Origin of the sequence: Bacillus sp. ms-22, assembly GCF_009759805.1 — a bacterium.
Lineage (GTDB): Bacteria > Bacillota > Bacilli > Bacillales > Bacillaceae > Bacillus > Bacillus xiamenensis.
Genome location: NZ_CP046653.1, coordinates 634795 through 659054 on the forward strand (window position 1 = coordinate 634795; position 24260 = coordinate 659054).

General features: G+C 43.2%; 19 protein-coding genes and 1 pseudogene. 14 read left to right on the forward strand and 6 right to left on the reverse strand.

Translation table 11 applies throughout. The features are described 5' to 3' along the window. Nucleotides 1-56 precede the first annotated feature (56 nt). Nucleotides 57-1022: an LCP family protein gene (locus GPA07_RS03325; protein ID WP_008357588.1), complete on the reverse strand. Its 966-nt coding sequence runs from the start codon at nt 1020-1022 to the stop codon at nt 57-59. 271 nt (nt 1023-1293) lie between these two features. Here GPA07_RS03325 and GPA07_RS03330 point away from each other — a divergent pair, with 271 nt between their 5' ends. Together GPA07_RS03330 and GPA07_RS03335 are read left to right on the forward strand one after the other, a co-directional pair. Further along, on the forward strand, nt 1294-2658 hold the full coding sequence (locus GPA07_RS03330) for a sugar porter family MFS transporter (protein WP_157292027.1): 1365 nt from the start codon (nt 1294-1296) through the stop codon (nt 2656-2658). A gap of 258 nt (nt 2659-2916) precedes the next feature. Further along, nucleotides 2917-4314 (forward strand): bifunctional glycosyltransferase family 2 protein/class I SAM-dependent methyltransferase, encoded by a 1398-nt coding sequence (locus GPA07_RS03335; RefSeq protein WP_157292028.1) that lies wholly within the window; start codon nt 2917-2919, stop codon nt 4312-4314. 14 nt (nt 4315-4328) lie between these two features. On the opposite strand, the gene GPA07_RS03340 is transcribed toward GPA07_RS03335, so the two are convergent. The 5 genes from GPA07_RS03340 to kduI form a co-directional block, all read right to left on the reverse strand. Then, the gene (locus tag GPA07_RS03340; RefSeq protein ID WP_071168475.1) at nt 4329-5474 is read right to left on the reverse strand and encodes a Ger(x)C family spore germination protein; all 1146 of its coding nucleotides are present in this window, start codon (nt 5472-5474) and stop codon (nt 4329-4331) included. After that, on the reverse strand, nt 5471-6571 hold the full coding sequence (locus GPA07_RS03345) for a GerAB/ArcD/ProY family transporter (RefSeq protein WP_071168476.1): 1101 nt from the start codon (nt 6569-6571) through the stop codon (nt 5471-5473). Before GPA07_RS03345 ends, GPA07_RS03340 begins: the two co-directional genes overlap by 4 nt. A gap of 3 nt (nt 6572-6574) precedes the next feature. Next, nucleotides 6575-8041, reverse strand: a complete 1467-nt coding sequence (locus GPA07_RS03350) for a spore germination protein (protein WP_008357577.1) — start codon at nt 8039-8041, stop codon at nt 6575-6577. 106 nt (nt 8042-8147) lie between these two features. Then, nucleotides 8148-8921 (reverse strand): 2-dehydro-3-deoxy-D-gluconate 5-dehydrogenase KduD, encoded by a 774-nt coding sequence (gene kduD, locus GPA07_RS03355; protein ID WP_071168477.1) that lies wholly within the window; start codon nt 8919-8921, stop codon nt 8148-8150. A gap of 4 nt (nt 8922-8925) precedes the next feature. Beyond that, complete coding sequence (kduI, locus tag GPA07_RS03360) at nt 8926-9753, reverse strand: 5-dehydro-4-deoxy-D-glucuronate isomerase (RefSeq protein WP_008357573.1); 828 nt, start codon at nt 9751-9753, stop codon at nt 8926-8928. Nucleotides 9754-10011: 258 nt separating this feature from the next. On the opposite strand from kduI, the pseudogene GPA07_RS03365 reads away from it, so the two are divergent. From GPA07_RS03365 to GPA07_RS03420, 12 genes and pseudogenes are all read left to right on the forward strand, one after another. Beyond that, a pseudogene (locus GPA07_RS03365) lies at nt 10012-11023 on the forward strand (LacI family DNA-binding transcriptional regulator). A gap of 121 nt (nt 11024-11144) precedes the next feature. Beyond that, on the forward strand, nt 11145-12125 hold the full coding sequence (locus GPA07_RS03370; protein WP_232532139.1) for a sugar kinase: 981 nt from the start codon (nt 11145-11147) through the stop codon (nt 12123-12125). After that, a complete protein-coding gene (locus tag GPA07_RS03375; RefSeq protein WP_008357566.1) occupies nt 12097-12705 on the forward strand; it encodes a bifunctional 4-hydroxy-2-oxoglutarate aldolase/2-dehydro-3-deoxy-phosphogluconate aldolase in 609 nt (202 codons plus the stop codon). The genes GPA07_RS03370 and GPA07_RS03375 overlap by 29 nt, the downstream gene beginning before the upstream one ends. A 110-nt stretch (nt 12706-12815) precedes the next feature. Then, nucleotides 12816-13271, forward strand: coding sequence for a GNAT family N-acetyltransferase (locus GPA07_RS03380; protein WP_157292030.1), 456 nt, complete (start codon nt 12816-12818; stop codon nt 13269-13271). Between the two features lie 71 nt (nt 13272-13342). Next, nucleotides 13343-14344 carry a sugar-binding protein gene (locus tag GPA07_RS03385; protein ID WP_157292031.1) on the forward strand — a complete coding sequence of 334 codons (1002 nt, stop codon included), beginning with the start codon at nt 13343-13345 and terminating at the stop codon, nt 14342-14344. After that, nucleotides 14341-15780, forward strand: coding sequence for a sensor histidine kinase (locus GPA07_RS03390; RefSeq protein WP_008357560.1), 1440 nt, complete (start codon nt 14341-14343; stop codon nt 15778-15780). Before GPA07_RS03385 ends, GPA07_RS03390 begins: the two co-directional genes overlap by 4 nt. Next, nucleotides 15774-17192: a response regulator gene (locus tag GPA07_RS03395; protein WP_008357558.1), complete on the forward strand. Its 1419-nt coding sequence runs from the start codon at nt 15774-15776 to the stop codon at nt 17190-17192. Before GPA07_RS03390 ends, GPA07_RS03395 begins: the two co-directional genes overlap by 7 nt. Nucleotides 17193-17290: 98 nt before the next feature. Beyond that, the gene (locus GPA07_RS03400; RefSeq protein WP_034738768.1) at nt 17291-18559 is read left to right on the forward strand and encodes an ABC transporter substrate-binding protein; all 1269 of its coding nucleotides are present in this window, start codon (nt 17291-17293) and stop codon (nt 18557-18559) included. A 57-nt stretch (nt 18560-18616) separates the two neighbouring features. Next, nucleotides 18617-19588 (forward strand): carbohydrate ABC transporter permease, encoded by a 972-nt coding sequence (locus tag GPA07_RS03405; RefSeq protein ID WP_008357554.1) that lies wholly within the window; start codon nt 18617-18619, stop codon nt 19586-19588. Continuing rightward, entirely contained in the window at nt 19585-20406 is an 822-nt protein-coding gene (locus GPA07_RS03410; protein ID WP_008357551.1) for a carbohydrate ABC transporter permease, read from the forward strand. Before GPA07_RS03405 ends, GPA07_RS03410 begins: the two co-directional genes overlap by 4 nt. A 147-nt stretch (nt 20407-20553) precedes the next feature. Next, nucleotides 20554-21504: a mannose-6-phosphate isomerase, class I gene (gene manA, locus GPA07_RS03415; protein ID WP_008357550.1), complete on the forward strand. Its 951-nt coding sequence runs from the start codon at nt 20554-20556 to the stop codon at nt 21502-21504. 119 nt (nt 21505-21623) lie between these two features. After that, nucleotides 21624-24254 carry an N-acetylglucosaminidase gene (locus GPA07_RS03420; protein ID WP_071168483.1) on the forward strand — a complete coding sequence of 877 codons (2631 nt, stop codon included), beginning with the start codon at nt 21624-21626 and terminating at the stop codon, nt 24252-24254. Nucleotides 24255-24260: the final 6 nt, after the last annotated feature.

Consider the following 24260-nt stretch of genomic DNA (forward strand, 5'->3'; position numbering starts at 1 on the left):
GTCACGCTGGAAAGAAGACAAAGGGCTAAAATAAAAATCATTTTAGCTCTTTCTGCTTACGATAATTCAAGCTGTTTCTTTAATTCAGCTTTTACTTCGTTCAGTTGATTTTGATCTAATTGGTAATAATAAACGCCGTTTGGCTGATAGTCAGATCCTTTTAATTGAATGGTATCAACAGATTTCAATGAAGTCAGAAGCGGGAAGAGACCGATTAATTCTTTCATGGATAGGTTGGTTGAGACATTCTCACCAAGTGTATCAATGATATTGTCATATGACGGAATAGATGTTAATGATTTTGATTTATCAAAAATGGCTTTTAATACTTCCATTTGACGCTGTCCGCGCATTAAATCATTATCTGCTTTTCTCGTTCTCACATAGGCGAGAGCTTGATCGCCATTAAGTGTCTGCGTCCCCGTTTGAAGCACAACCTTGCCCTTTGTATCTTTTTGAATCTGTTTGACTACATATTCATCTTTAATGTTAATAGAAACACCATTAAGTTCATTCACAATTTCCTTAAATGCTTTGAAATTACTTTCAATGACAAAATCAACTGGAATATCTAGTAAATTCTCCACTGTACTCACCGTTAAATCTGCATCACCAAATGCGTGGGCATGTGTAATTTTATCATAGCCATGACCTGGAATATTCACATAGGAGTCCCTTGGAATGCTTAATAATTTCACAGTTTTATTTGTACGGTTGACTGTCGCCAAGACCATGGCATCGCTTCGTGCTTGTTTGACTGTTTCGCCTGATCTGCTGTCTATTCCAAGCAGTAAGACAGAAAAGCTGTCTTTCCCAGGATCGAATGCTTCAATCCGTTTGACTGATTGTGCACCGCGTTCTAGAGATACTTGTGCTTTTTGCGCAGCAGTTGTCACTTTATAGTAGGCATAGCCTGTGACAGAAGCGGTTGTCAGTAAAAGAATACCAAATATAAAAAGAGTGACTTTCACCCATGGTTTTAAACGCTTTTTACCTTTGCGTTTGCTTCGTGATTGATTCATATATTTTAAACCCTCGCTATGATTTTTATAGTAAAGATGTCCTTCTTCATGTTTACAAACTAAAACAAATATACCTTAAAACGGGATATAGTGCGACATTTTTTCATCAACGCTTAATTGACGTTTCCTTATCGTAAAAAGTTTCAATGATACGCAAATGAAATATATTTGTCATAAAACATCGAAATGTTTGAATTGGCAGGAAGTGAGGAAAATGATTTTTCATAGAGAATCATCCAGTCAAGACATAGATAAAAGAGGGGTTATGAGCATGAAAAATCGGAATGGGTGGCTTTATTTCTTCGGCGCACTTGGCGGCGCCTTATATGGTTACGATACAGGTGTCATTTCTGGCGCCATTTTATTTATGAAAGACGATTTAGGTTTAAATGCTTTTACGGAGGGGCTTGTCGTCAGCTCAATTTTAATTGGGGCAATGCTTGGTTCTTCTCTTTCTGGGAAGCTGACAGACCAATTTGGACGGAAAAAAGCCATTATCGCCGCAGCGATTTTATTTATTATTGGCGGATTTGGAACAGCTCTTGCACCAAATACGGAGATGATGGTCTTATTCAGAATCGTACTGGGGCTTGCAGTAGGCTGCTCGACGACGATTGTTCCATTATATTTATCTGAACTTGCTCCAAAGGAATCAAGAGGGGCACTGTCCTCTTTAAACCAGCTCATGATCACATTCGGTATTCTTCTCGCCTATATCGTGAACTACGTTTTAGCGGATGCAGAGGCATGGCGTCTGATGCTTGGGATTGCCGTTGTTCCTTCTGTTTTACTATTATTTGGTATTTTGTTTATGCCTGAAAGCCCCCGCTGGCTGTTTGTCCATGGACAGAGGGACCGGGCGAAAGAGATATTGTCAAAACTTAGACAGAGTAAGCAAGAAGTTGAAGAAGAAATGTCAGATATACAAAAGGCGGAAAGTGAAGAGAAGGGCGGTTTGAAGGAGTTATTTGAACCATGGGTGCGCCCAGCTTTAATCGCTGGTGTCGGTTTAGCCTTTTTACAGCAGTTTATTGGTACAAATACGATCATTTACTATGCACCTAAAACATTCACAAGTGTCGGCTTTGGCGATTCAGCGGCGATTTTAGGAACTGTGGGTATTGGTGCGGTCAATGTCGTCATGACGTTTGTGGCGATCAAAATCATTGATCGTGTCGGGCGTAAAGCGTTACTCCTATTTGGGAATGCCGGTATGGTCCTTAGTTTAATTGTCCTGTCGGTAGTGAATCGATTTTTCGAAGGATCAACAGCCGCTGGATGGACAACGATTATTTGTTTAGGACTCTTCATTGTGATCTTTGCTGTCAGCTGGGGTCCAGTCGTATGGGTGATGCTGCCAGAGCTGTTCCCAGTACATGTCCGGGGAATCGGTACGGGGGTATCGACCTTCCTGCTTCATACAGGGAATTTGATCATCTCGCTTACATTCCCAGCTTTGTTAAGTGCGATTGGCATCAGTCATCTGTTCCTGATTTATGCGGTCATTGGCATAGGCGCCTTCTTGTTTGTGAAATACTTAGTCACAGAAACGAAAGGGAAAAGTCTTGAAGAGATTGAAGCAGATTTAAAAAAGAGAAACCGCACCGTCGTCAATGATGAAGGGGAAACGGTATAAAAAAGACTAGCTGCATACAGCGGCTAGTCTCAGCGTATAGACAAACCCTCGCATTCGCCCGCAGTCCTGCGTGCCGGTACTCGTAATTCCTAGAATGCAAAGGTTCTCTATCACGATGAAAAGAAGACAAAGGGATAAATCAAGTTCATTTTAGCCCTTTGTTAAACAAACGTTTAATCAAGAAAAGACAATCTCTCATCTTCTGAACGGGCTGCATATGACATACATATGTAACAGGCGGGCGAAAGGTGGAGTGAGATGAAAGGGAAAACGAGCATTGTCATGCTGACGTACAACGAACTGCACTTAACCAAAACATGTATCGACAGCAACAAGCAGCATACCCGAAGTGACCAATATGAACTCATCGTAGTAGATAATGCCTCATCAGACGGTACGAAGGAATATATCAGAGAACTGGAAGATGTCGTGTTCATTGATAACGAGAAGAATCAAGGCTTTGCAAAGGGCTGTAATCAAGGAGCGAAACGAGCGACAGGAGACAGTATTCTCTTTATAAATAACGACACGATCGTAACTGAAAACTGGCTTTCTCCATTAAAAGAGGCATTATTTGCATCAGAACGTATTGGCATGGTGGGACCAGTCTCTAATTATGTGAGTGGTCCTCAGCTCGTTCATCCATCGTACACAGATGTGAAGGAGCTTCCTGCTTTTGCTAAGGAATATACGGCTGCGAGGAAAGGTCAGAGGACGTATGTGCATAGACTTGTTGGGTTTTGTTTGCTGGTAAAAAGAAAGCTGATCAAGGATGTGGGGTTTTTTGATGAGCGGTTTGGATATGGGTCATTTGAAGATGACGACCTTTGTTTGCGTTCATTATTAAAGGGATATCAGCTGCAAATCGTCCATGATTCATTTGTGCATCATCACGGTCATGCAACCTTCCATGCGAATCAGGAGACAAACATCTCTACACTGTTTGCCGAGAACAGGCTTCGGTTTTTAGATAAATGGGGCATTGATTTAAACCTCATAGCGCCCCATCCATACTTTGCAGCTCTGCTTCCTAAGGATGCCGTATGTGTGCTGGATATGGGATGCGGTGCAGGGGCGACAGGACTTGAGCTTATCAATCGGCAGTCTGTTGACATGTACGGAGTGGAGGCAGATGCACTAAAAGCAGAGATTGCAAAGGCATATTACAAAGAAGTCATTGAGGCAAAAGCAGATGAGTATCCGTGGTCAGAGAAGGAAACTTTTTTTGATGCCATCATATTTTCTGATGTATTAGAGCATATGTCAGATCCATGGGAACTGATTGCTCAAGCGCACGCATCTTTAAAGCCAGGGGGCGTGATCATTTGCTGCTTGCCTAATATGATGCATGCAGAAGTGCTCCTGCCATTAATGACAGGTGATTTTACGTATCAAGATGCGGGGATTCTAGATCGAACGCATATGAGGTTTTTCACACCAAAAACGATGAGCGCACTCTTTCCAGAGCATTTGTTTGACCTTGTGAACACACAGCCAATCAATGTGCAAATTGATCAAAACGTCCAATTATTTTTTGACGAAGTGGCGAGAGTAGGAGAAGCACTTGGCTTTCAAACAAAAGCATTATCCGATCACGTGACATTATACCAACTTTTAATTGTGGCTCGTAAAAAAGGCAGTTCCCCCATGGGATAACCGCCTTTTTGCTGTTACCATTTAAAGCTTTTCGTTGCGCCCTCTGCACCAAAGTTTAAGATGTTGACTTTTATCTTATAATCAATGTCTACTTCTTGGAATAGTGTGTCCCACTCGTCTCGATGCTGTTCCCAAAAATCAGGATACTTGATGCGCACCTGCTGATTTAAAAAGATCGGATCAACACCAACTTCTTTTTGCATGTGGTTAACAGCTTTATGAATCCGCTCCTTCATTTTGTTGGCAAAAATGCGCTCAAATCGTTTGATGTAATGTTCATCGAATGAGTTTTCAGGGGGATATTGATCCTCTGATAGCTTCCCGCCTGTTGTCACATGAATGGTAAAGGAAATCTTTCCATCCTTCAGATAAGGTTCGACCTTTGATTTTGCTTGCTTCATTTCATACGTGATTGGAAAGCCTTTGTAGGTGGCTGGTACGACTCCGCCTGAAATGCGATTCATGACCCAGTTTAAGGATTGGACATCTTTTGCTGGGATGAATCCTATGAGCTTTCTCGTTTTCCCATGGATGATGCCTGCTCCATCGTATGTGAGTTCACCGTCTACTACATCCACACTTTGGACAAGAAAGCTTGTGCCCATCTGAAAGTAATCGGACGCTCGGCCAATACGTGTCGGCAGTAAAATCTTTCCGTTAAAGCTCCGGTTTTTCGATGTTTCAAAGATATGCTCAACTGGAACCTTTTGCTGTGATTTTAATTTTTGGTTGATCACCTTTGACGCATCACCTCGTGACACTAGGATGTAGCTGCTTCTTCGAACCTCATCATCTCGTATAAAGTGATTCAGTGTCCCTTGAATATCATGATGCTCTGCTTGATTTTTGCCGAACAAAAAGATTTTAAGATGATCACTATAGATCGGCGGTCCTTTCAAGGCAACGGTACTCACAGCCTCCAGTACATTTTTCCCCTTCGAGACCACATTCACATAGCCAGGAGAGTCTGTTTCTTGTGTTCCACCCATTTTTGGTACAAGGTTTTGATAGGTGAGCTTGACTCCGTTGTCACCCTCCTCGTCAATGCCAACACCACGCACAAACGATAATTTTTCAATATCCTTTAAGTCCCAGCAGCCTGCTGATAGTAGTAAAAGACAGCAGGACATAGACAATAGCAATAAATGACGTCCTCTCATGCAGAACGACCTCCCCATTTTTTACGTATCATCAGAAGAACAGCTGTTATAAAAGGAATGGCTAAAATAGCGAACAGCGAATAGCCGAGTAAAGTAGAGTAGTAAAAGACTTCATTGATATTTCTCGGAAAAAGAGACAATGCTGCGGAAATCACAAATAGCACCCATAGCAGTCTCATTAAATTGGTGGTCTTAAAGACTGTTTGGCAGCCTTTAATGGCAAATTGGAAAAAACCAAGCATACAAATGAACTGCTGGCATGTCCAAATCGTCAGTAAGAAAATATCAAAACGTTCAATAAATACGCCTTCAATTTCAAGCGCTTGAATGAGAGAAACTGTCGGCCACGTGAGGGATTTCGTTTCTCCAACTGTCATGGAGCCAATCACAACAAAAAGCGTGAGGGAATAGACAAGAGATGTGATCCCGACACCGATTGCTGCTGCCCATTTCGCTTTCGACCTTTTCTCTTTATACATAAGCGGTATAACGAACAAAATCACTTCAAAGCCTGTAAATTGAATAAAGGTTTGAGGAAACAGGTTACGAAAATCCCTAAAACCGTGCGCCATGACAGGGCGTAAATAATCAAAATCGAATATTTTTAGACAAAACAGCATGAGTCCAATGTAGATGACCATGGTGATTGGATAAATATATGTCACTATTTTTACTGTTGGAAAGATCCCGCTTTTCAAATGATAGATCGCCACGAGTAAAAAAATCATGACAATCACCGTCATAGGGGTTTCTTGCAGCAGGAAAAACTGAACCACTTCCCCAAGTACACGCGCCTCAAAGCCGACAATGGCTAGTAAATATGCAATTAGCATTAAATTAAACATCGTGCCAAAGAATGCGCCGGCTCCTCTTGTATTTGACTCAAAAATGGTGTCCGGTGCATTCTTTTCAGCGATCCAACCTAGCAAAAACGCAATGAAAGCAAAGATGACTCCCTGTATTAATACAATGATCCAGCCATCAGGGAACCCTGAATTGGCAGAACTGCGTGGAATGGTTAATATTCCAGCGCCTATCATTGTAGAACTGCACAGAATGGTGACTTGTAACAATGATAGCTTCTCAGCTCTGTACATCGTTTACTCTCCTTGTCTTTTGATATTTTTTGTCTTGGTTGTTTTCGGTCTCGATTTAAATAGCCCTATCGGTAAACGAACGTACGTATCCTTTAAGTCTGAAAACGGTGAAGACAAAACAGGTGTGAAATAGTCGAAACCAAAGGTCTTTAATTGCATCAAGTGGCAAAGCACAAATAAATAGCACATGATTAAGCCGTATAAACCAAACATCGCTGAACTGAAAATCGCCATAAACCGCAGAATTCGTAATGGGAAGCTAAAGTCATATGAGGGTGCAGTAAAATCGGCCAAGGCAGTCAGTGACACAATAATGACCATTAATGCACTGACGATATTGGCTTGTACAGCTGCCTGCCCAATAATGACACCGCCAATCAGTCCAATCGTCTGCCCAATCGCCCTCGGAAGGCGAAGCCCGGCTTCCCGCAGCAGTTCAATCGTAAACGACATGAGGATGGCTTCAACGACAGGAGAGAAGGGAACATTTTGCCGGCTACCTGCGATGGTGAGTGCCATTCGTGTTGGTAATAAGCCGGGATGATAGGAAACAAGGGCGATGTAGAGTCCTGGTAAAAAAATAGTCAGCAGTACCGCAATATAACGGAGTAAACGTAAAAGGGTGGCGCTTGTCCACCTCTGATAATAATCCTCTGGCGATTGCATCAAGGCAGTCAGTGTCATAGGCATGATGAGCGCAAAAGGCGTACCGTTGAGTAAAATGGAAATCTTCCCTTCAAGCACAGCGGCGATCACCCGGTCAGGGCGTTCTGTGTTTTGAATCTGTGGAAAAATGGAGACGTGACTGTCCTCGATTAGCTGTTCGATATAGCCGGTTTCAGGGATATCGTCCATTTTGATTCGCTTCATGCGAGATTGAACATCTTCTACTAGTTTGGGATCTGCAATATCACGAACATACACGAGAGCGGCAGACTTCTTGTTACGAGTACCTATGTTTACCTTTTGAATGACAAGGTTCGGATCGTTTGCCCGTTCACGAAGTAAAGCTGTGTTTTTTTCAAGGTTCTCAATAAATCCAATCCGTGGTCCTCTTACAAGGACTTCAGATTGCGGCTCCTCTACTTCTCTAAATTGAAAAAGATTTGTTTGGAGCGCAAGCGCTTGCGTCGCTCCATCCACAAATAAAATAGCCCTGCCGCTATATAACTGCTCAATGGCAAGGTTTATATCTACCAGTACTTCATTTTGAATGCCAAAGAATGTTTTAGAAAGGGAAGGAAGTGTAGTGTGATCGACTTCAGTGATCTTCAGTTCCTTTTGCATTGGTGAAATGATTTGTTTGGAAAGCATCTCGAATTCTGTGAGTCCTTCAACGTACACGAGACATGCAGAGATAGTGGAAGGACCAAATGAAAAAGAATGGAACACGATATCATCACTTTTCCCCGCAAAGCTTTTGACGCGTTTGATGACGGACTGTATATCTGGTTCAATACGACTTTTCATATTACCTCACCCTCATATCATGTTTTTTATAGAGTGACTCGGAAGGGGAAGAATTATGCAAATAGAAAAAAGAGAATCCCTGAAAATAGGAATTCTCTCCATATGTTTATCTCGCAAGCCAGCCGCCATCTACGGCTAAAATATGACCGTTCATATAATCGGAGGCGGGTGAGCTGAGGAATACGGCGGCACCGGCTAGATCCTCAGGCCGTCCCCAGCGTCCAGCAGGGATTCGTTTGAGAATCTCTTCATTCCGATTCTCATCGTCCCGAATGGCTTGCGTGTTATTGGTTGCAATATAACCTGGGGCAATCGCATTCACCTGAATGTGCTGGCTTGCCCATTCATTTGCAAAAGCTTTCGTCAACCCTGCGACTGCATGCTTACTCGCCGTATAGGCCGGGACAAAGACACCGCCTTGAAACGATAGAAGCGAGGCGATATTGACGATTTTTCCCTGCCCTTTTTTCAGCATCTGCTGTCCGACCTTTTGCGTGAGGAAAAAGAGACTGTTCATATTCACATTGATGACCGTATGCCAGTCTTCCTCTGAATAATGAGCCGCTTGCTCTCTTTTAATAGTACCAGCATTATTGATTAAAATATCAATTGTATGCTGTTTTAAAAGGGCATCGATATCCTGCTGAGCAGACGGAGGATCTGCAAAGTCTACTTGAACCGCATGAAATGATCTGCCCGTCTGTTCAACAAGCGATTTTGTTTCATCAAGGGGTGTATGGTGGTATGTGCCAATGATATCTGCACCTGAACTGGCAAGCGCCACAGCGATGCTTTGACCAATACCAGTTCCAGGACCTGTGACAAGAGCTGTTTTGCCTTCAAGGGAAAAGAGGGACGCTACATAGGATGTCGTCGTCATCTCATTACCTCAACTGGTCCATTGGGACAAAGTCCATATCTTTGAACGTGTAATTTTCTCCCGCCATTGCCCAAATAAATGAATAATTCGCTGTACCTGATCCTGAATGAATGGACCATGCAGGTGAAATGACCGCTTCTTCATTTGCAACAACGAGATGTCTCGTTTCAGATGGCTCCCCCATAAAATGAAAGACACGTGCATCTTCTTCTATATCAAGATATAAGTACACTTCCATCCGCCGATCATGAATATGAGCAGGCATCGTGTTCCATGTGTTGTTGGTTTCAAGCTGAGTAATCCCCATCATCAGCTGACAGCTTTGGATGCCGTCTGCATGGATGACTTGATACAGATTTCGTACGTTTGAGGCCGCCGCTTCCCCTAAGTGATTCGGTGTTAAGTCAGCGATGGCTGCCTTTTGCGTAGGGTACGCTCTATGAGCGGTGGCTGACACAAGATAGAACTTGGCCTGCTCGCCTGATGAGCTAGCAAATTCTACATGTTCGTGTCCAAGTCCAATATATAAGAAATCTTTATGCTCCAGCACAAAAGACTCACCATCGACTGTGACCGTTCCCTGCCCGCCGACATTCACGATGCCAATTTCCCGTCTTTCAAGGAAATAATCCGTACGTAAAAAGTCGCCGGCATCCAATTTGATCGGTTCTGATTTTGGCATGACGCCACCAATCACCACGCGATCCTCATGCGAATAATACAGCTTCAATTCACCACTGACAAATAGTGTAGGAATATGAAAATGACGACGAAGTTCCTCTGTTGTAAAACGCTTGACCTGCTCAGGATGTACAGCATAACGATTTTCCATTTAAGATAAGCCTCCCTTTCCATCTGAAACAACATATGGATATTTTATTTGGTATCGGTTTCAAGGAAAATTTTAGAGGAAAAAGAGAGCGGCGTCAACCGTTAATTTGAAATCGTTTTCTTTATTTATATAAAAGGATTTTTCTTCATGATTATAAAAAAAAATCTTCTGATATTCATCAACTTATGATATGCTCTTTTTAAGTTTATGAAATCGGTTTCGAAACAAATCAGAAGATCGAACGTGGGAGTTTTTTGAATGAAAGAGAAAAAGCAAACGAAGGTCACCATTAACGAAGTTGCAGCTTATGCAGGTGTCTCAAAATCAACTGTATCCAGGTACATCAATGGCAGAACAAATGAAATTTCTACTGAAAAAGTAAAAAAGATTAAAAAAGCCATTGATGAGCTCCATTATCGTCCGAGTCAGCTTGCTCAAGGGCTGAAAGTAAGAAAAAGCAAGGTCATTGGGTTTTATTGTGGCCGATATTACGAATCCTTTCTCTGTGGCGACACTTCGCGGTGTTGAAGAAATTTGTGATGAATATGGTTACAGCATCATGGTGTGCAACACAGATAATCGTCCAGAAAAAGAACGAGAAATGCTTCTGAAGCTGAATGCGCATTATATTGAAGGGCTGATCATCAATACGACTGGTCAAAACAATGACATTCTGCAAGATTTTAAGAAAAACGGTGTACCGATTGTTCTTGTGGACCGTAAATTACCTGAACTCAAGGTCGACACTGTGACAACGAATAACCGAGATATCACGATTCGTCTACTCCATCAAATGTATGAAAAAGGCTACGAGCACATCGCTTTCTTTACTGAGCCGGTCGATGGGATTAGTCCTCGTGAAGAACGGAAAGAAGCATATGAACAGACGGTCATGAGTAAACATAAGAAGCCCATGATTGCAGAAATCAATTTGAAGCAAAAGGAACAAATGCGGCATGAGGTTCGTCGTTTTTTACAATCAAACAACCAGAAAAAAGCAATTTTAGCCGGCAATGGATTACTCATGCTGAAGCTCATCAGTGAACTCGTGGAGCTTGGGGTAAAGATTCCTGAGGAGACAGGCATTGCCGGATTTGATGATACAGAATGGTATAAGCTGATAGGTCCAGGAATCACAACGGTTGCACAGCCATCTCATGAAATGGGGAAAGCAGCCATGCAAAAAATCAAAACGCGGCTTGAAGGGGATGAAAGTGCTCCCCAAACCATTCAACTCGATGGTGAAATCATGGTGAGAAAATCTATATAAGCGAAGGCAGAGAAGAGTATCCATACGTGCATGCTCTCTCTTTTTCAACTAATTTGAAACCGGTACCAAGAAAGGGGAGAATGGAGTGAAAGCATTGGATGTGATCACATTTGGGGAATCAATGGCGATGTTTTATGCAAAAGAAATTGGGGAGCTTCATCAAGTGAATACGTTCCAAAAAGCACTTGCTGGTGCAGAGAGTAACGTCGCTATCGGCTTGGCAAGGTTAGGCTTTGAGGTAGGCTGGATGAGCAAAGTCGGAGCAGACTCACTTGGCACATTTGTTTTAGAAGAGCTTCAAAAAGAAGGGGTCGATACAAATGCAGTGCTCCGTTCAAATGATGGGTCCCAAACGGGGATATTGCTGAAATCAAAAGTCATCAACGGAGATCCGGATGTGACGTATTACCGAAAAGGCTCTGCTGCGAGCACCATGAATCCAAGCGACTTTCCTTCCGCCTATTTTAATCAGGCCGGACACCTTCATTTGACAGGCATTCCACCTGCAGTGTCCAGTGAAATGAGAGCGTTCTCTTTTCATGCCCTAAAAGAAATGAAGGGAGCAGGAAAAACGATTTCATTTGACCCGAACCTTAGGTTTCAGCTTTGGGAAGAGGAAGAAGATATGATTCATACGGTGAACCAGATGGCTTCTCAAGTAGATTGGTTTTTCCCCGGACTTGCAGAAGGGCAAAGACTCACTGGGTGTCATGAGCCGGAAGAGATTGCAGACGTTTATTTGCAAAAAGGTGTCAAACTCGTGGTCATTAAGCTCGGAGCGGAAGGTGCCTTTTTTAAAAGTGCAGCCGGTCAAGGCATTGTCGAGGGTTTTCATGTTCAAGATGTCGTTGATACGGTCGGTGCTGGTGATGGATTTGCAGTTGGGGTCATTAGCGGCCTGCTTGACGGCTTATCATATGAAACATCCGTGACAAGGGGTAATGCCATTGGGGCACTTGCGGTTATGTCGCCAGGAGATCATGATGGACTGCCTACGCGGGAGAAGCTTCAGGCATTTATGAAAGAAGCAAAACGATATCAAAGGCGAAACGAAATGAAGGAGGATGAGAAGTATGGGAAAGTCAGCAAGTTTGAGCGTTAAAGAGCAGCTTTCGGCTTGTAAACTGATTGCAGTAGTTAGAGCAGATAGTGAGGCAGAGGGGCTAGGGATGATTGAGCGTTTAAAGAAAAAAGGGGTGCGTGCCATTGAAGTGACGTATACTACCCCAAATGCCGAACGCATCATCGCATCCTTTCGGCATGAGCAAGACCTCATTGTTGGAGCGGGAACCATTACGACACTTGAACAGGCACAATCAGCCATTGAGGCAGGCTCTCAGTTTATTGTCAGCCCGGGATATCTTCCTGTAATCGGAGAGCATCTATCCTTTCACGATACACTCTATGTACCAGGTGTCCTGACCCCGAGTGAAATCATGCAGGCAAAAGCCAATGGATACAGTTTGTTAAAACTTTTTCCGAGCGGCTCCTTCGGTTTGTCCTATATGAAAAACTTACAAGGTCCATTTCCTGAAATTGAATTCATTCCAACTGGTGGTATTCATCCAGTTGATGTCCCTAAATGGCTCGAAGCAGGAGCAGTGGCCGTAGGTGTCGGCAGCCAGCTTGAAAGCAGTACAGCAGAAGAATTACAAGCTGTTCTCTCCTCATCCATCATATAGATGACAACAAACAACTGGCTCATGGATGCCGGTTGTTTGTTCGTTTATCTGACATCATAGCGGGGAAGACGCACCTTTTCACGTACAATGTGTATAAAGGAGAGATTGGTATGTACATTCAACAAGATGAACTAAAAGATGGACGGATAGAACAGTTGATTGCCGGCCATTTAGTAGAGATGCAGAAGCATTCACCGCCAGAAAGCATTCATGCTCTTCCGCTAGATGATTTGAAAAAAGAAGATGTCACAGTGTGGAGTGTGTGGGATGGGGAGTCGCTTCTTGGCTGTGGAGCCATCAAGGAGTTATCAAGTGAACATGGGGAACTCAAATCAATGAGGACAGCGGCAGCCCATATGCGAAAAGGGGTAGCGAAGCATCTGCTTACCCATCTTCTACAAGAGGCGAAGAAGCGAGGCTATACACGAGTCAGCCTTGAAACGGGTGCGATTGCTTTCTTTGAACCGGCAAGAAGATTATATGAAAGCTTTGGGTTTCAATATTGCCCGCCTTTTGGTTCATATCAAGAAGATCCAAACAGTTTATTTATGACAAAGGAATTATAGAGGTCGAGAGAGTATGCTTTTATAAGCAGCTCTTTTTTTTATGCGGTAACAATGGGAGGAGGGGGATATGCGTGAAATGGTCTAAGTGGATTGGAATGGGCGCATTTCTCACATTTTGTGTGGTATCCGTGGGTTTTTTATGTGTATTAGGTCTAGATCTAGTTAAAATTGAAAACGCTTCCGAAAAGGCGGTGTCAACATATCAATATCACTTTGTCCTTGTGCCGGAGGAACTTGATAATGAATATTGGCAATTGGTGCAAAAGGGAGCTGCTGATGCGGCTGAAGTTCATCGTGTGTATCTTGAATATCTGGGTCCAAAGCAGGCTGATGTAGATGATCACCTGAAAACCATTGATATGGCGATTGCCGGGCATGTAGATGGCATTATGACGCAGGGACTTGATGCGACGAAATACAAGCCTCTCTTTCAAAAAGCGAGGGAAAAAGGGATTGATGTCGTCACAGTCGATACCGATGCAGAGGGGAGCAAGCGCCAAGTGTATGTTGGAACGGATAATTATTATTCAGGTTTTATTGCAGGACAGGCGCTCATCGCAGATACAAAAGGCGAACAGTATGTTGGCATTGTCACAGGGCGGCTTGATGCGATCCACCAGAAGCTTCGCGTGAAGGGATTTCGAGATGCAGTTTCTGCTGAAAAACGCATTCATCTTGTTGGCATAGAAGAATCAGCCATTACGAAATCAGGGGCTTCCGGTGCTGCGTATAAACTACTAAACGATCATGCAGAGCTCACTGCATTTTATGGAACAAGTGCATTAGACGGTGTAGGCATCATTCAAGCAACAGAGCAATATCGATCTTCTGCTGATTTTTATGTGCTCGCATTTGACACTTTGCCTGATACGATTCAGGCGCTTGATGAAGGAGAAATTGATGCGGTGGTCGTGCAGCATCCTTATGAAATGGGCTACCAAGCGGTTGAATCACTTGTTCGTTTGCAAAAAGGTGAAAAAGAAGAGCCGCTTCAGTACACGGGAACCAGTGTGATTCGGCGGAAGGACCTGCCTCTTTATCAAGCAGAAAAGCTGCAGGGGGTTCAGCCATGAAGCGGATTCGAAGTAAATTATTATTGGCATTTTTAATCCTTGTGCTCCTTGGCAACGTGGCCGCTTTTTTTGTTTATTGGAGCAGCTCGAAAATAACATCAGAATATAGCAAGAGCTTTCGTTCCTTTCTCCTGCTGAATGATATATCGACAGAAGCAAAAACGATGTATGAAAAGGTCAATGCCTATGCCATTGAAAAGGACCGACAGTTTGCTAAAGAATATGGTGAATCGAAACAGAAAATGACGTCCTATGATCAGATGCTCCTGAAAGATGCAGGGCTTCATGCCGCAATTCCCTCCATTGAAAAATATCAATATATGATGCGGACGCTCATGAATGAAAGTGATGCGACCATGACTCATGTCAAAGAAGGGAAAATCAAAGAATATGCTGCAAGTGTGAAAGAAGTAAGAACCGTCTCCTCTTATATACAAGAGCAGACGATGACCCTTCTGGATGATGAATTATCTGAGTATCAGGTACTCTATCAATCACTTCAAAAAAGACATCATACGTATGCGCTCTTTACTCTGTGCCTGTTTACGTTATCCATAGGGATCGCATTATGGATGGCTTATATGATTGCTGGCGGAATCTCAAGACCAATTGTTCATCTATCTCGGAGTGCCAAAGAAGTATCAGAAGGTCATTTTGATGGGCCGAATTTGCATGTGACATCAAAGGACGAAATCTCTGTGTTAAATGATGCCTTTCAACGAATGCGGCAAGAGATGAAGGTGATGATTGAAGAGATGAAACAAAAGGCTGCCTTAGATCAAAAAATCAAAGACATGAAGTTGAAAACACTGCAAAACCAAATGAATCCACACTTTTTATTTAATACATTAAACATCGTATCACGTATGGCTTACTTAGAGTCAGCTGATGCGACATCGAAATTGATTCAATCTGTTTCTACACTGATGCGGTATTCGTTATCTCCTCTCAGCACGTCCGTCACGTTAGAACAAGAGGTGAAAGTGGTCAAAGAATATTTTCATATACAAGAAACGAGATTTGCCGATCGCATTACATGTAAAACGACCATAGATGAGTCATGTCTATCTGTTCATATTCCAAGTCTCACCTTACAGCCGCTTGTCGAAAATGCCTTTATTCATGGGGTAGAACCAAAGGAGGAGAACGGGCTTGTTAAGCTCTCTATCTATCGAGACAAAGGCTTTGTGATGATTCGGATTCAGGATAATGGACTTGGAATCAGTGATAGAGAGAAAAAGAGATTGCTATCGCAAGAAGAGGATGATTCGAACACACTCAGTAAAGGCCACTCGACAGGGATTGGTCTTCGAAATGTGATATCAAGACTGCGTTTATTTTACGGGGTGCAGGATGCGCTTCAAATTGATTCAAAGCCAAATGAAGGCACCACCATTCAATTGGCGATTCCGATAAAGGAGGAACGAGCATGTTGAACGTGCTGATTGTAGATGATGAAAAAATTGAGCGGATGGCGATGCGTAAGTTCATGACCGAATGGCTGCCAGAGTGTCATATTGCAGGGGAAGCTGAGAATGGAAAGAAAGCGGTTGAATTTGTACGATCAGAGCCAGTTGACCTTGTGCTCATGGATATTCAGATGCCTGGCATGGATGGACTGACAGCGATCAAACAGATCAAAGCAAGCTGTCCATACACAAAATTTATTATGCTGACAGCCTACGATACGTTTGATTACGCCAAGCAAGCCATGCAGGAAGGGGTCAAACAATACCTCGTCAAACCAGCTGACAAAGACGAAACCATTAAAGTCATTCGGTCTGTTGCAGCTGAAATTCAGCGGGAGGCTTCTCAGCGGCAGGAAGAAGCAGTCATTCAGCAGTCAAAGTGGCTGGAAGCCCATGTATTCAACGGACAGCCTGATACCTCGATGGAGTTTGAGCGGCTGTTTCAGGCATTTAAAGCAGGCCTCGTCATCGCTGTTCAGCGGACTGGCGGGGATCAGTTACTGATTGATTTACAGAAATCCGCTCTTTTTAATGCGGTGCCTATTCAGGCGGGCGGCGGGCTGATGACGTGCTTTATTTATAGCCATCAAGCACCGGGTCAGCTAAAGGCGGACGTACTTCAAGCCATTCGAGCTGCCATGACAAGAGAACAGCCTTCCCCTGTCGTTGGCATGGGACACCCAGTCTCCAACCCGCTTCATCTTCAAAAAAGTGCAGCAGAGGCTAAGCTGTCCTATTATCAGCGCAAAAAGGATGGCGGCGTTGTTCGTTATGGTTTTTACAACACAGAGCTGCAATCCATTCCATTAATGAATCTGCCGGAGCTTGCCGATGACATGATGCTTGCACTAGAAGAAGGGAGGAGAGAGGACGCCCTAGCATATTATGATGCCTTTTATTTAGAAGGAGCGACCATTTCACATGTAAAAGAGCTGCTCATCTTATTAAAGTCACGACTTCGAGCAGATTTACCTGTTTTAACGATCACTACGGAAGCAGAATGCCGCCAATGCTGTGAGCATTTATTTGACCTGTATGAAGCAAGAACTCAGACAGTGAATGACATAGAGCGGGCGAAACGATACATTAAAACACATTTTTATGAAAATATCACGCTGGAGCAAACCGCTGCCTATGTCGAATTAAGCCCAACTTATTTCACAAAACGCTTTAAAGATGAGACCGGTCTGACGTTTAAAGAATATGTGACGACCTGCCGGCTGGACAAAATTAAGAAGCTTCTCAAAGACAGTTCGCTTAGTTTAAAAGAAATTACCTATCAAGCAGGATATACAGATCCGAATTACGTCAGTCGTGTCTTTAAGAAAACGGTCGGCTGTTCACCGAAAGAATATCGAAAACAGGTCGTAAAAAAATGAAGAATTTCATAAAAAAGTGAAGAAATTTGCCTGAAAAAAAGCAAGGATCTGCCAGTATACTTATTTTGATAACGCTTACAAAAAGGGATGGGGGATCCATGATGAAATTTAAATTAGGCTTAACTTTATTGGCACTCTGTATGCTGGTCATCTCTGCTTGCAGTTCATCGACGAACTCAGATGCAAAGAAAGAGGGCGGAGCGGAGAAGCTAGAAATTTTCTCTTGGTGGACTGGTGCAGGTGAGGAAGACGGGCTGAAGGCACTCATTCAATTGTTTGAAGAGAAAAATAAAGACATTCCAATTGAAAATGCAGCTGTCGCTGGTGGCGCTGGTACGAATGCCAAGGCTGTTCTGACGAGCCGGATGCAAGGGAATGATCCGCCAGCTACCTTCCAAGTACATGGCGGGGCAGAGCTGAATGAAAGCTGGGTCGCGGCAGGTAAAATGGAGCCGCTGGATGATCTTTATGAAAAAGAAGGCTGGAAGGACAAATTTCCAGAATCACTGATTGACCTTGTGAGCAAAGATGGGAAAATCTATTCCGTTCCAGTGAATATTCACCGAGGCAATGTGCTTTGGTATAACAAAAAGGTTTTTGAAGATCAAGGCTTAGAGCCGCCCACAACATTTGATGAATTTTTCAAAACAGCAGATGCATTAAAGAAAAAAGGGATTACACCACTTGCGCTTGGAGATAAAGAACCTTGGGCAGCCACTCATTTGTTTGAAAGTGTGCTGCTTGGTGTATTAGGCGTAGATGATTATCAGAAACTTTGGACGGGCGACTTGAAACTGGATGACGCCAAGGTGAAGGAAGCGGCAGACATCTTTGGACGTATGCTCGAATACGTCAATGACGATCATAGCTCTCGTAACTGGCAGGATGCCTCACAGCTCGTGGCAAAAGGGGAAGCAGCGATGAATGTTATGGGCGACTGGGCAAAGGGATACTTTGTGAATGATCTGGACTTGAAGGTGAACAAAGACTTCGGATACGTGGCAACGCCTGGTACGGAGGGAAGCTTTATGGTGATCACTGATACATTCGGGCTGCCAAAGGGTGTCAAACAGCCAGAAAACGTGAAGAAGTTCTTATCTGTGTTGGGATCTGTGGAAGGTCAGGATGCGTTTAATCCGCTGAAGGGGTCCATTCCGGCGCGTGTGGATGCAGATGTATCAAAATATGATGAATATGGAAAATCGGCGATGAAGGCATTTAAAGAGTCAAAGCTGGCGCCGTCCCTCGCACATGGCTCAGCTGCTGAAGAAGGCTTTGTGACGAAGGCAAACCAAGCCGTCAATATTTTCGTGACACAAAAAGACAGCAGTCAGTTTGTTTCTTCTTTAAAAGATGCAATGAAATAAAGTCGAAAGAGGCGGCCGATAGGCACCGCCTCTTTTTTAAAAAAGGAGTGTAGCTTCATGCGCATGGACACATCGCCGATCACAAAAACACCAGCGGCAAAAGTGAAACGTGTTCGGAAAAAATGGAATGGAGACCAGTTGCTTGCCCTGCTATTTTTAGCACCATCAGCTGTTTTGTTATTCATCTTTGTTTACGGCTTTATTGGCTGGACAGGTTATGTTTCATTAACCAACTGGACCTCGCTTGTTCCTGATTTTTCTTTCGCAGGTATGAAAAATTATGTCATGCTGTTTCAAGATTTTCGCTTTCAGTCAGATCTTCGGAACACGGTCTTTTTTACGCTGTTTTTTATTGGGGCGGTCATTGCTTCAGGGCTTGTACTGGCCATTTTACTAGATCAGAAAATCAAGGGTGAATCACTTTTTCGGAATTTATTCTTCTTTCCAATGGCTCTTTCCTTCGTTGTCACCGGTGTCGTGTGGCAATGGATTTTAAATCCGTCAACTGGCGTGAATCTGTTTTTGAAAACACTTGGCATCCAGCCAAAGTGGTACACTGATACGAACATTTTAGCTGGATTTGTATGGGGGGAAATTGAATTTGGTGTACCAGCTGCAATGATTGCAGTCGTCATTGCAGCTGTGTGGCAAATGACAGGGTTCTCACTAGCGATGTATTTGGCAGGTCTTAGAGGCATCCCAGAGGAAGTGAGAGAGGCTGCTAGAATGGATGGAGCCACTGAATGGCAAATCTACCGGGAAATCATCTTCCCGCTTTTAAAACCAATTACAGCGAGTGTTATTATTATCATGGCTCATATTTCTTTGAAGATTTTCGATTTGATTTACTCGATGACAGGACCAGGTGCGAACTTTGTCACCGATGTGCCGGGTGTTTATATGTTCGAAATGACCTTTAGAGGAAACCATTATGCAGGCGGTGCCGCCATTGCAATCGTCATGCTGATCTCTGTTGCGGTCTTTATCGTACCGTATCTCCTGTCTAGCCGGAAGGGGGCTTCATCATGACCGCAAGAAGGTTCGTTCGTCCAGTTCTCTATGCGCTGCTGATGTTGTGCAGTCTATTTTTTCTCATGCCTGTCTATGTCATGCTCGTTACAAGCTTAAAGCCATTAGGTGAAGTCACGCTTGAGCGAATGTGGTCGCTTCCGTCTACACTCGATTTTTCAAGCTATCAAATTGCTTTTGAAAAATTATCGCCCAATTTAATGAATTCTCTTTACCTTGTCATTCCTGCTACCTTATTGTCTGCTGTATTAGGTGCGATGAATGGGTATGTACTGTCCAAATGGCGTTTCAAAGGTTCAGAAGTGGTGTTTACGTTGATGCTGTTCGGTATGTTTATTCCGTATCAAAGCATTCTCATTCCACTCATTCAATTTTTACGTGAAATTGGTTTGTATAACTCCATTCCAGGTCTTGTGCTTGTCCATGTCGTATATGGCCTGCCAATCACAACACTTATGTTCCGAAATTTCTATGTGAGCATTCCTGATGAAATGATCGAATCGGCGAAAATGGATGGAGCAGGGTTTATCGGGATCTTCAGACATATGATTCTGCCGCTTTCTATTACGGGATTTGTCGTGGTTGCCATTTGGCAGTTCACAAATGTGTGGAATGAGTTTTTATTTGCGGTCACGATGACCACTGCGGAGCATCAGCCGGTCATGGTTGCCTTGCAAAATCTATCAGGTAGTCAAATTGTACAATGGAATGTCCAGATGGCAGGGGCTATTTTGGCAGCACTGCCGACCCTTTTGGTGTATATTCTGCTTGGAAAATACTTTGTGAAAGGGCTTCTTGCAGGCTCAGTTAAAGGGTGAAACATTTTGGGTGTTATCGTTTTCATTCGGTGTACTGAAAGGATTGACTTCTCTTTAGATAGCGTCATAATAAAAGTTGAGACTTGCTAGTTTTCATCATGCTTGGCAAGGGTTATCAAAGGGTAGCAAAGGGAGGAGTCATCCTGAATGAAGCAGTCACCAATTTTTTTACTGCCTGAATTGAAGGAGAGAATATGGGGAGGTACAGCCTTAAGAGATCAATTTGGCTATGATATTCCTTCTGATCGAACGGGAGAATGCTGGGCAATTTCTGCTCATCCAAACGGACCAAGTGTCGTGCAAGACGGTCCATATAAAGGGAAAACGTTGATCGAACTCTGGGACAATCACAGAGAATTGTTCGGGGGAATAGAAGGCGACCGCTTCCCGCTATTAACCAAAATTTTAGATGCAAACCAAGACTTATCCGTTCAAGTACATCCAGATGATGATTATGCGGGAAGACATGAAAATGGAGAGCTTGGAAAAACAGAGTGCTGGTACATCATTGACTGCAAAGAAGGAGCAGAAATGATTTATGGTCATAATGCAAGAACACGAACTGAGCTGGTGACCATGATGAACAGCGGAGATTGGGAAGGTCTCTTGCGGCGAGTGAAAATTAAGCCTGGCGATTTTTATTATGTGCCGAGCGGAACCATTCATGCGCTATGTGAAGGAACGCTTGTCCTTGAAACGCAGCAAAGCTCAGATACGACTTACCGGGTGTATGATTATGAACGAAAAGACCAAAATGGCAATGAGCGTGAACTTCACTTCGCGCAAGCTATTGATGTCACAACGGTCCCTCATGTAGACGGTTATGCAGATGAATCAGTAGAAACTCGTCCAGGGGTGACCATTCGAACATTTGTCGAAGCAGAATATTTCTCTGTGTATAAATGGGAAATTGATCAAAAAGTAGAGCTTTCGCAGGATTATCCGTTTTTGCTGTGCAGTGTTATTAATGGGGAAGGGTCTTTAGAGCATAATGGGAACACGTACCCACTGCCAAAAGGGGCTCATTTTATCCTGCCAGCTGAAACAGGGAGCTTCTCGATTGAAGGATCTTGTGAACTCATTGTGTCACATATATAAATGAAAAGAGGGCTTCAGGGGGTCCTCTATTTTTCTATTGCATGACTTGAAAGAGCCATTGTTTTTGTCGATAAAGAGATTAGTAGACTATATGCAAAATTAAGAGAGGGACAGGGAACGTGAAAAAAACCATCAAGATTATGTTACTCGCAGCTGCCTTTGGTATGACATTACACACAGGCAAAGAAGCACAAGCAGCCTCCTATGTCGATCAATCCATTTATACAATCAGCACCTCAAAAGTATTTACAACAGAAGCAGAAGTGAAAAAAGCAGTTGACGCATTGAAAAAGGACAAAAAGTGGACAGCCACTTATCAAACCTCAGGAAATACATCAACCTATCAACTCATTGCCTCAGGATATGACTCACAAGCTGCAGCAAGTGCAAGTGCTACGGCATTAAAAAAGGAGCTGGGCATGAGCGGTACTGTGTCTCCAGTAGGTGACCGCCTTCCTTTACAAAAGGTCGTATCTGACCCAATCAACGATGAAAGCCAGGCGAAAAAACTCTCATTAGAGCTGACGAAAACATCAGGGCTCAATAGCTCCTATGAACCTATCAATCAAAGCAAACCTTCTTATCAGGTCATTTCAGGAGTCATTGATTCAGAAACGAAGGTCAAAAATATTCAGACGGAATTACAAAAGCAGGTCGGAGTCACTAGTACATACCAAACTGAAAGCAAAGCGGGCACCGTGTATCAGCTGATCTCAGGCAATATTGTTGGACAAAGTAAGGCAAATACCATCCTGCAAGGCTTTCAAAAGGAATCTGGTATAAAAGCAGTGCTTCAAACGGTGGCTGCAGGCAAGCCGTATTACATCGTCACATCAGCTGCACAAGCTAACCAGTCTAAAGCCCAGATCCTTCTGACCCAGCTGCAAAAAGAAGCAAAAATCAGCGGGAAGATTCAGAAGGCAGGAGCTGCTAAAAATGTGTATAGCATGGAATCGGGCTATTTCAAAGACAGCAAACAAGCAGCCTCAGCTGTAGCGCAGATCAAGAAACAAACTGGTGCTGCCGGTACGTTGCAGCGAGTAGGGAAAACGAAAAATTATATCGTGAAGCTCAATCAATTAAACGATACGGCTTACGCAAAAACAGTGGACTTTTTCAAGAAAAAGAAATGGCACTATACGTCCAAAAAAATATCTTCTACGCAGCCATATCAAGTAGTGACTGGGAATCTTTTGGGTGATGATCAAGCGAAAAAAGCAGCCGCTTTCTTCCAAAAGAAAAAGGTGTCCGCAACAACGAAAAAAACAGGTGTAGCATCTGACAGCACGTATCGACTTGTCGTCAATCAAGCAATGGACCAGGCAAAAGTGAATAAAGGTGCCGAATACTTAAAGGCACAACAGGTAACAAGTAACATCACAACAGCCCAGGGGCAAGCCGTCACCAAAGCGTATAGCTTGGTGACAACACCTGTATATGATCAAAACAAAGTGAAGCAGGCGCAAGAAATCATTGAGAAAAATGGGGTTGCCAGCAGTACAAAAACTTTAACAGAAGTTGTCAAGCAATACCGTATCACAACAGAGGCGACTGTGAATCAGACAAAACTCAATCAAGCACTTAGCTATTTGACGAAACAAAAAATGAAGGCGGCCGCCCAAAAAACGGGTACAACCGATTATGGTCAATATCAGATCAAAACAGGTGTCATTTCGACTGCTGCATTGCGTGATCAAGGCATGACATTTTTCAAAAAACGGAATGAAACAGCAGCTTATACAACGACAACATCACCGGTATATAAAATCAACATGACGCAGCAATTCACCGGATTAACCAGTGCCAATGCGGCCATTGCTTTTGTGAAAAGCCAATATGGCTGGACAGCCACCGCAACCAAAATCAAAAATGGTCCAATGGTTATGCAAACGAATTATAACCTCACTGTCAATGAGATGGTGAACAAACAAATGAAGGTGTCACCACAGACAGATGGTGCGGCATATGTGTATGCGACATATGTAGACGCAGCGACTTCAACAGTGAATACGGATGGGTTAAATGTACGTTCTACACCGGATTCAAGTTCTTCAAGCAACATTGTGGCACAGCTGAACAAGGGTACAAAAGTGAAACAGCTTGGGAAAGAAGGAAACTGGATAAAGATCAGCCTTGGCTGGAGAAATGCGAGTTCAGCAGAAGTATTAAAATATGTAGACCCAGCCAATATCGTTGAGGGTACGCCATCATATTTTCAATTTCTCAAACTCTCTGAAGCTGCGAATCTCGATCCGGCTGAAGTCAATTCGAAGATTTTAGCAGGGAAAGGTATTCTAGCTGGAAAAGGACAAGCCTTTATTACAGCAGCGAAAACATATCATATCAACGAAATCTATTTAATTTCTCATGCGCTGCTTGAAACTGGTAACGGAAGTTCGGTTTTAGCGAACGGTACGAAATTTAATGATAAGATCGTATATAATATGTATGGCATTGGTGCATATGACAGCAATCCGAATTACCTTGGTGCAAAGTATGCGTATGAACAGCAATGGTTTACGCCAGAAGCAGCCATTATCGGCGGGGCAAAATTCATTGGTAACAGCTATATCAATAACGCCACATACCAACAAGATACGATTTATAAAATGCGCTGGTCTGCGGCAGCCACTCATCAATATGCAACGGATATTGGATGGGCTTATAAACAGGTCACTCGTATGTATAGTTTGTATAACTTACTTGATAACTATACGCTGTATTATGATATTCCGGTGTATAACCAATAAAAAAAC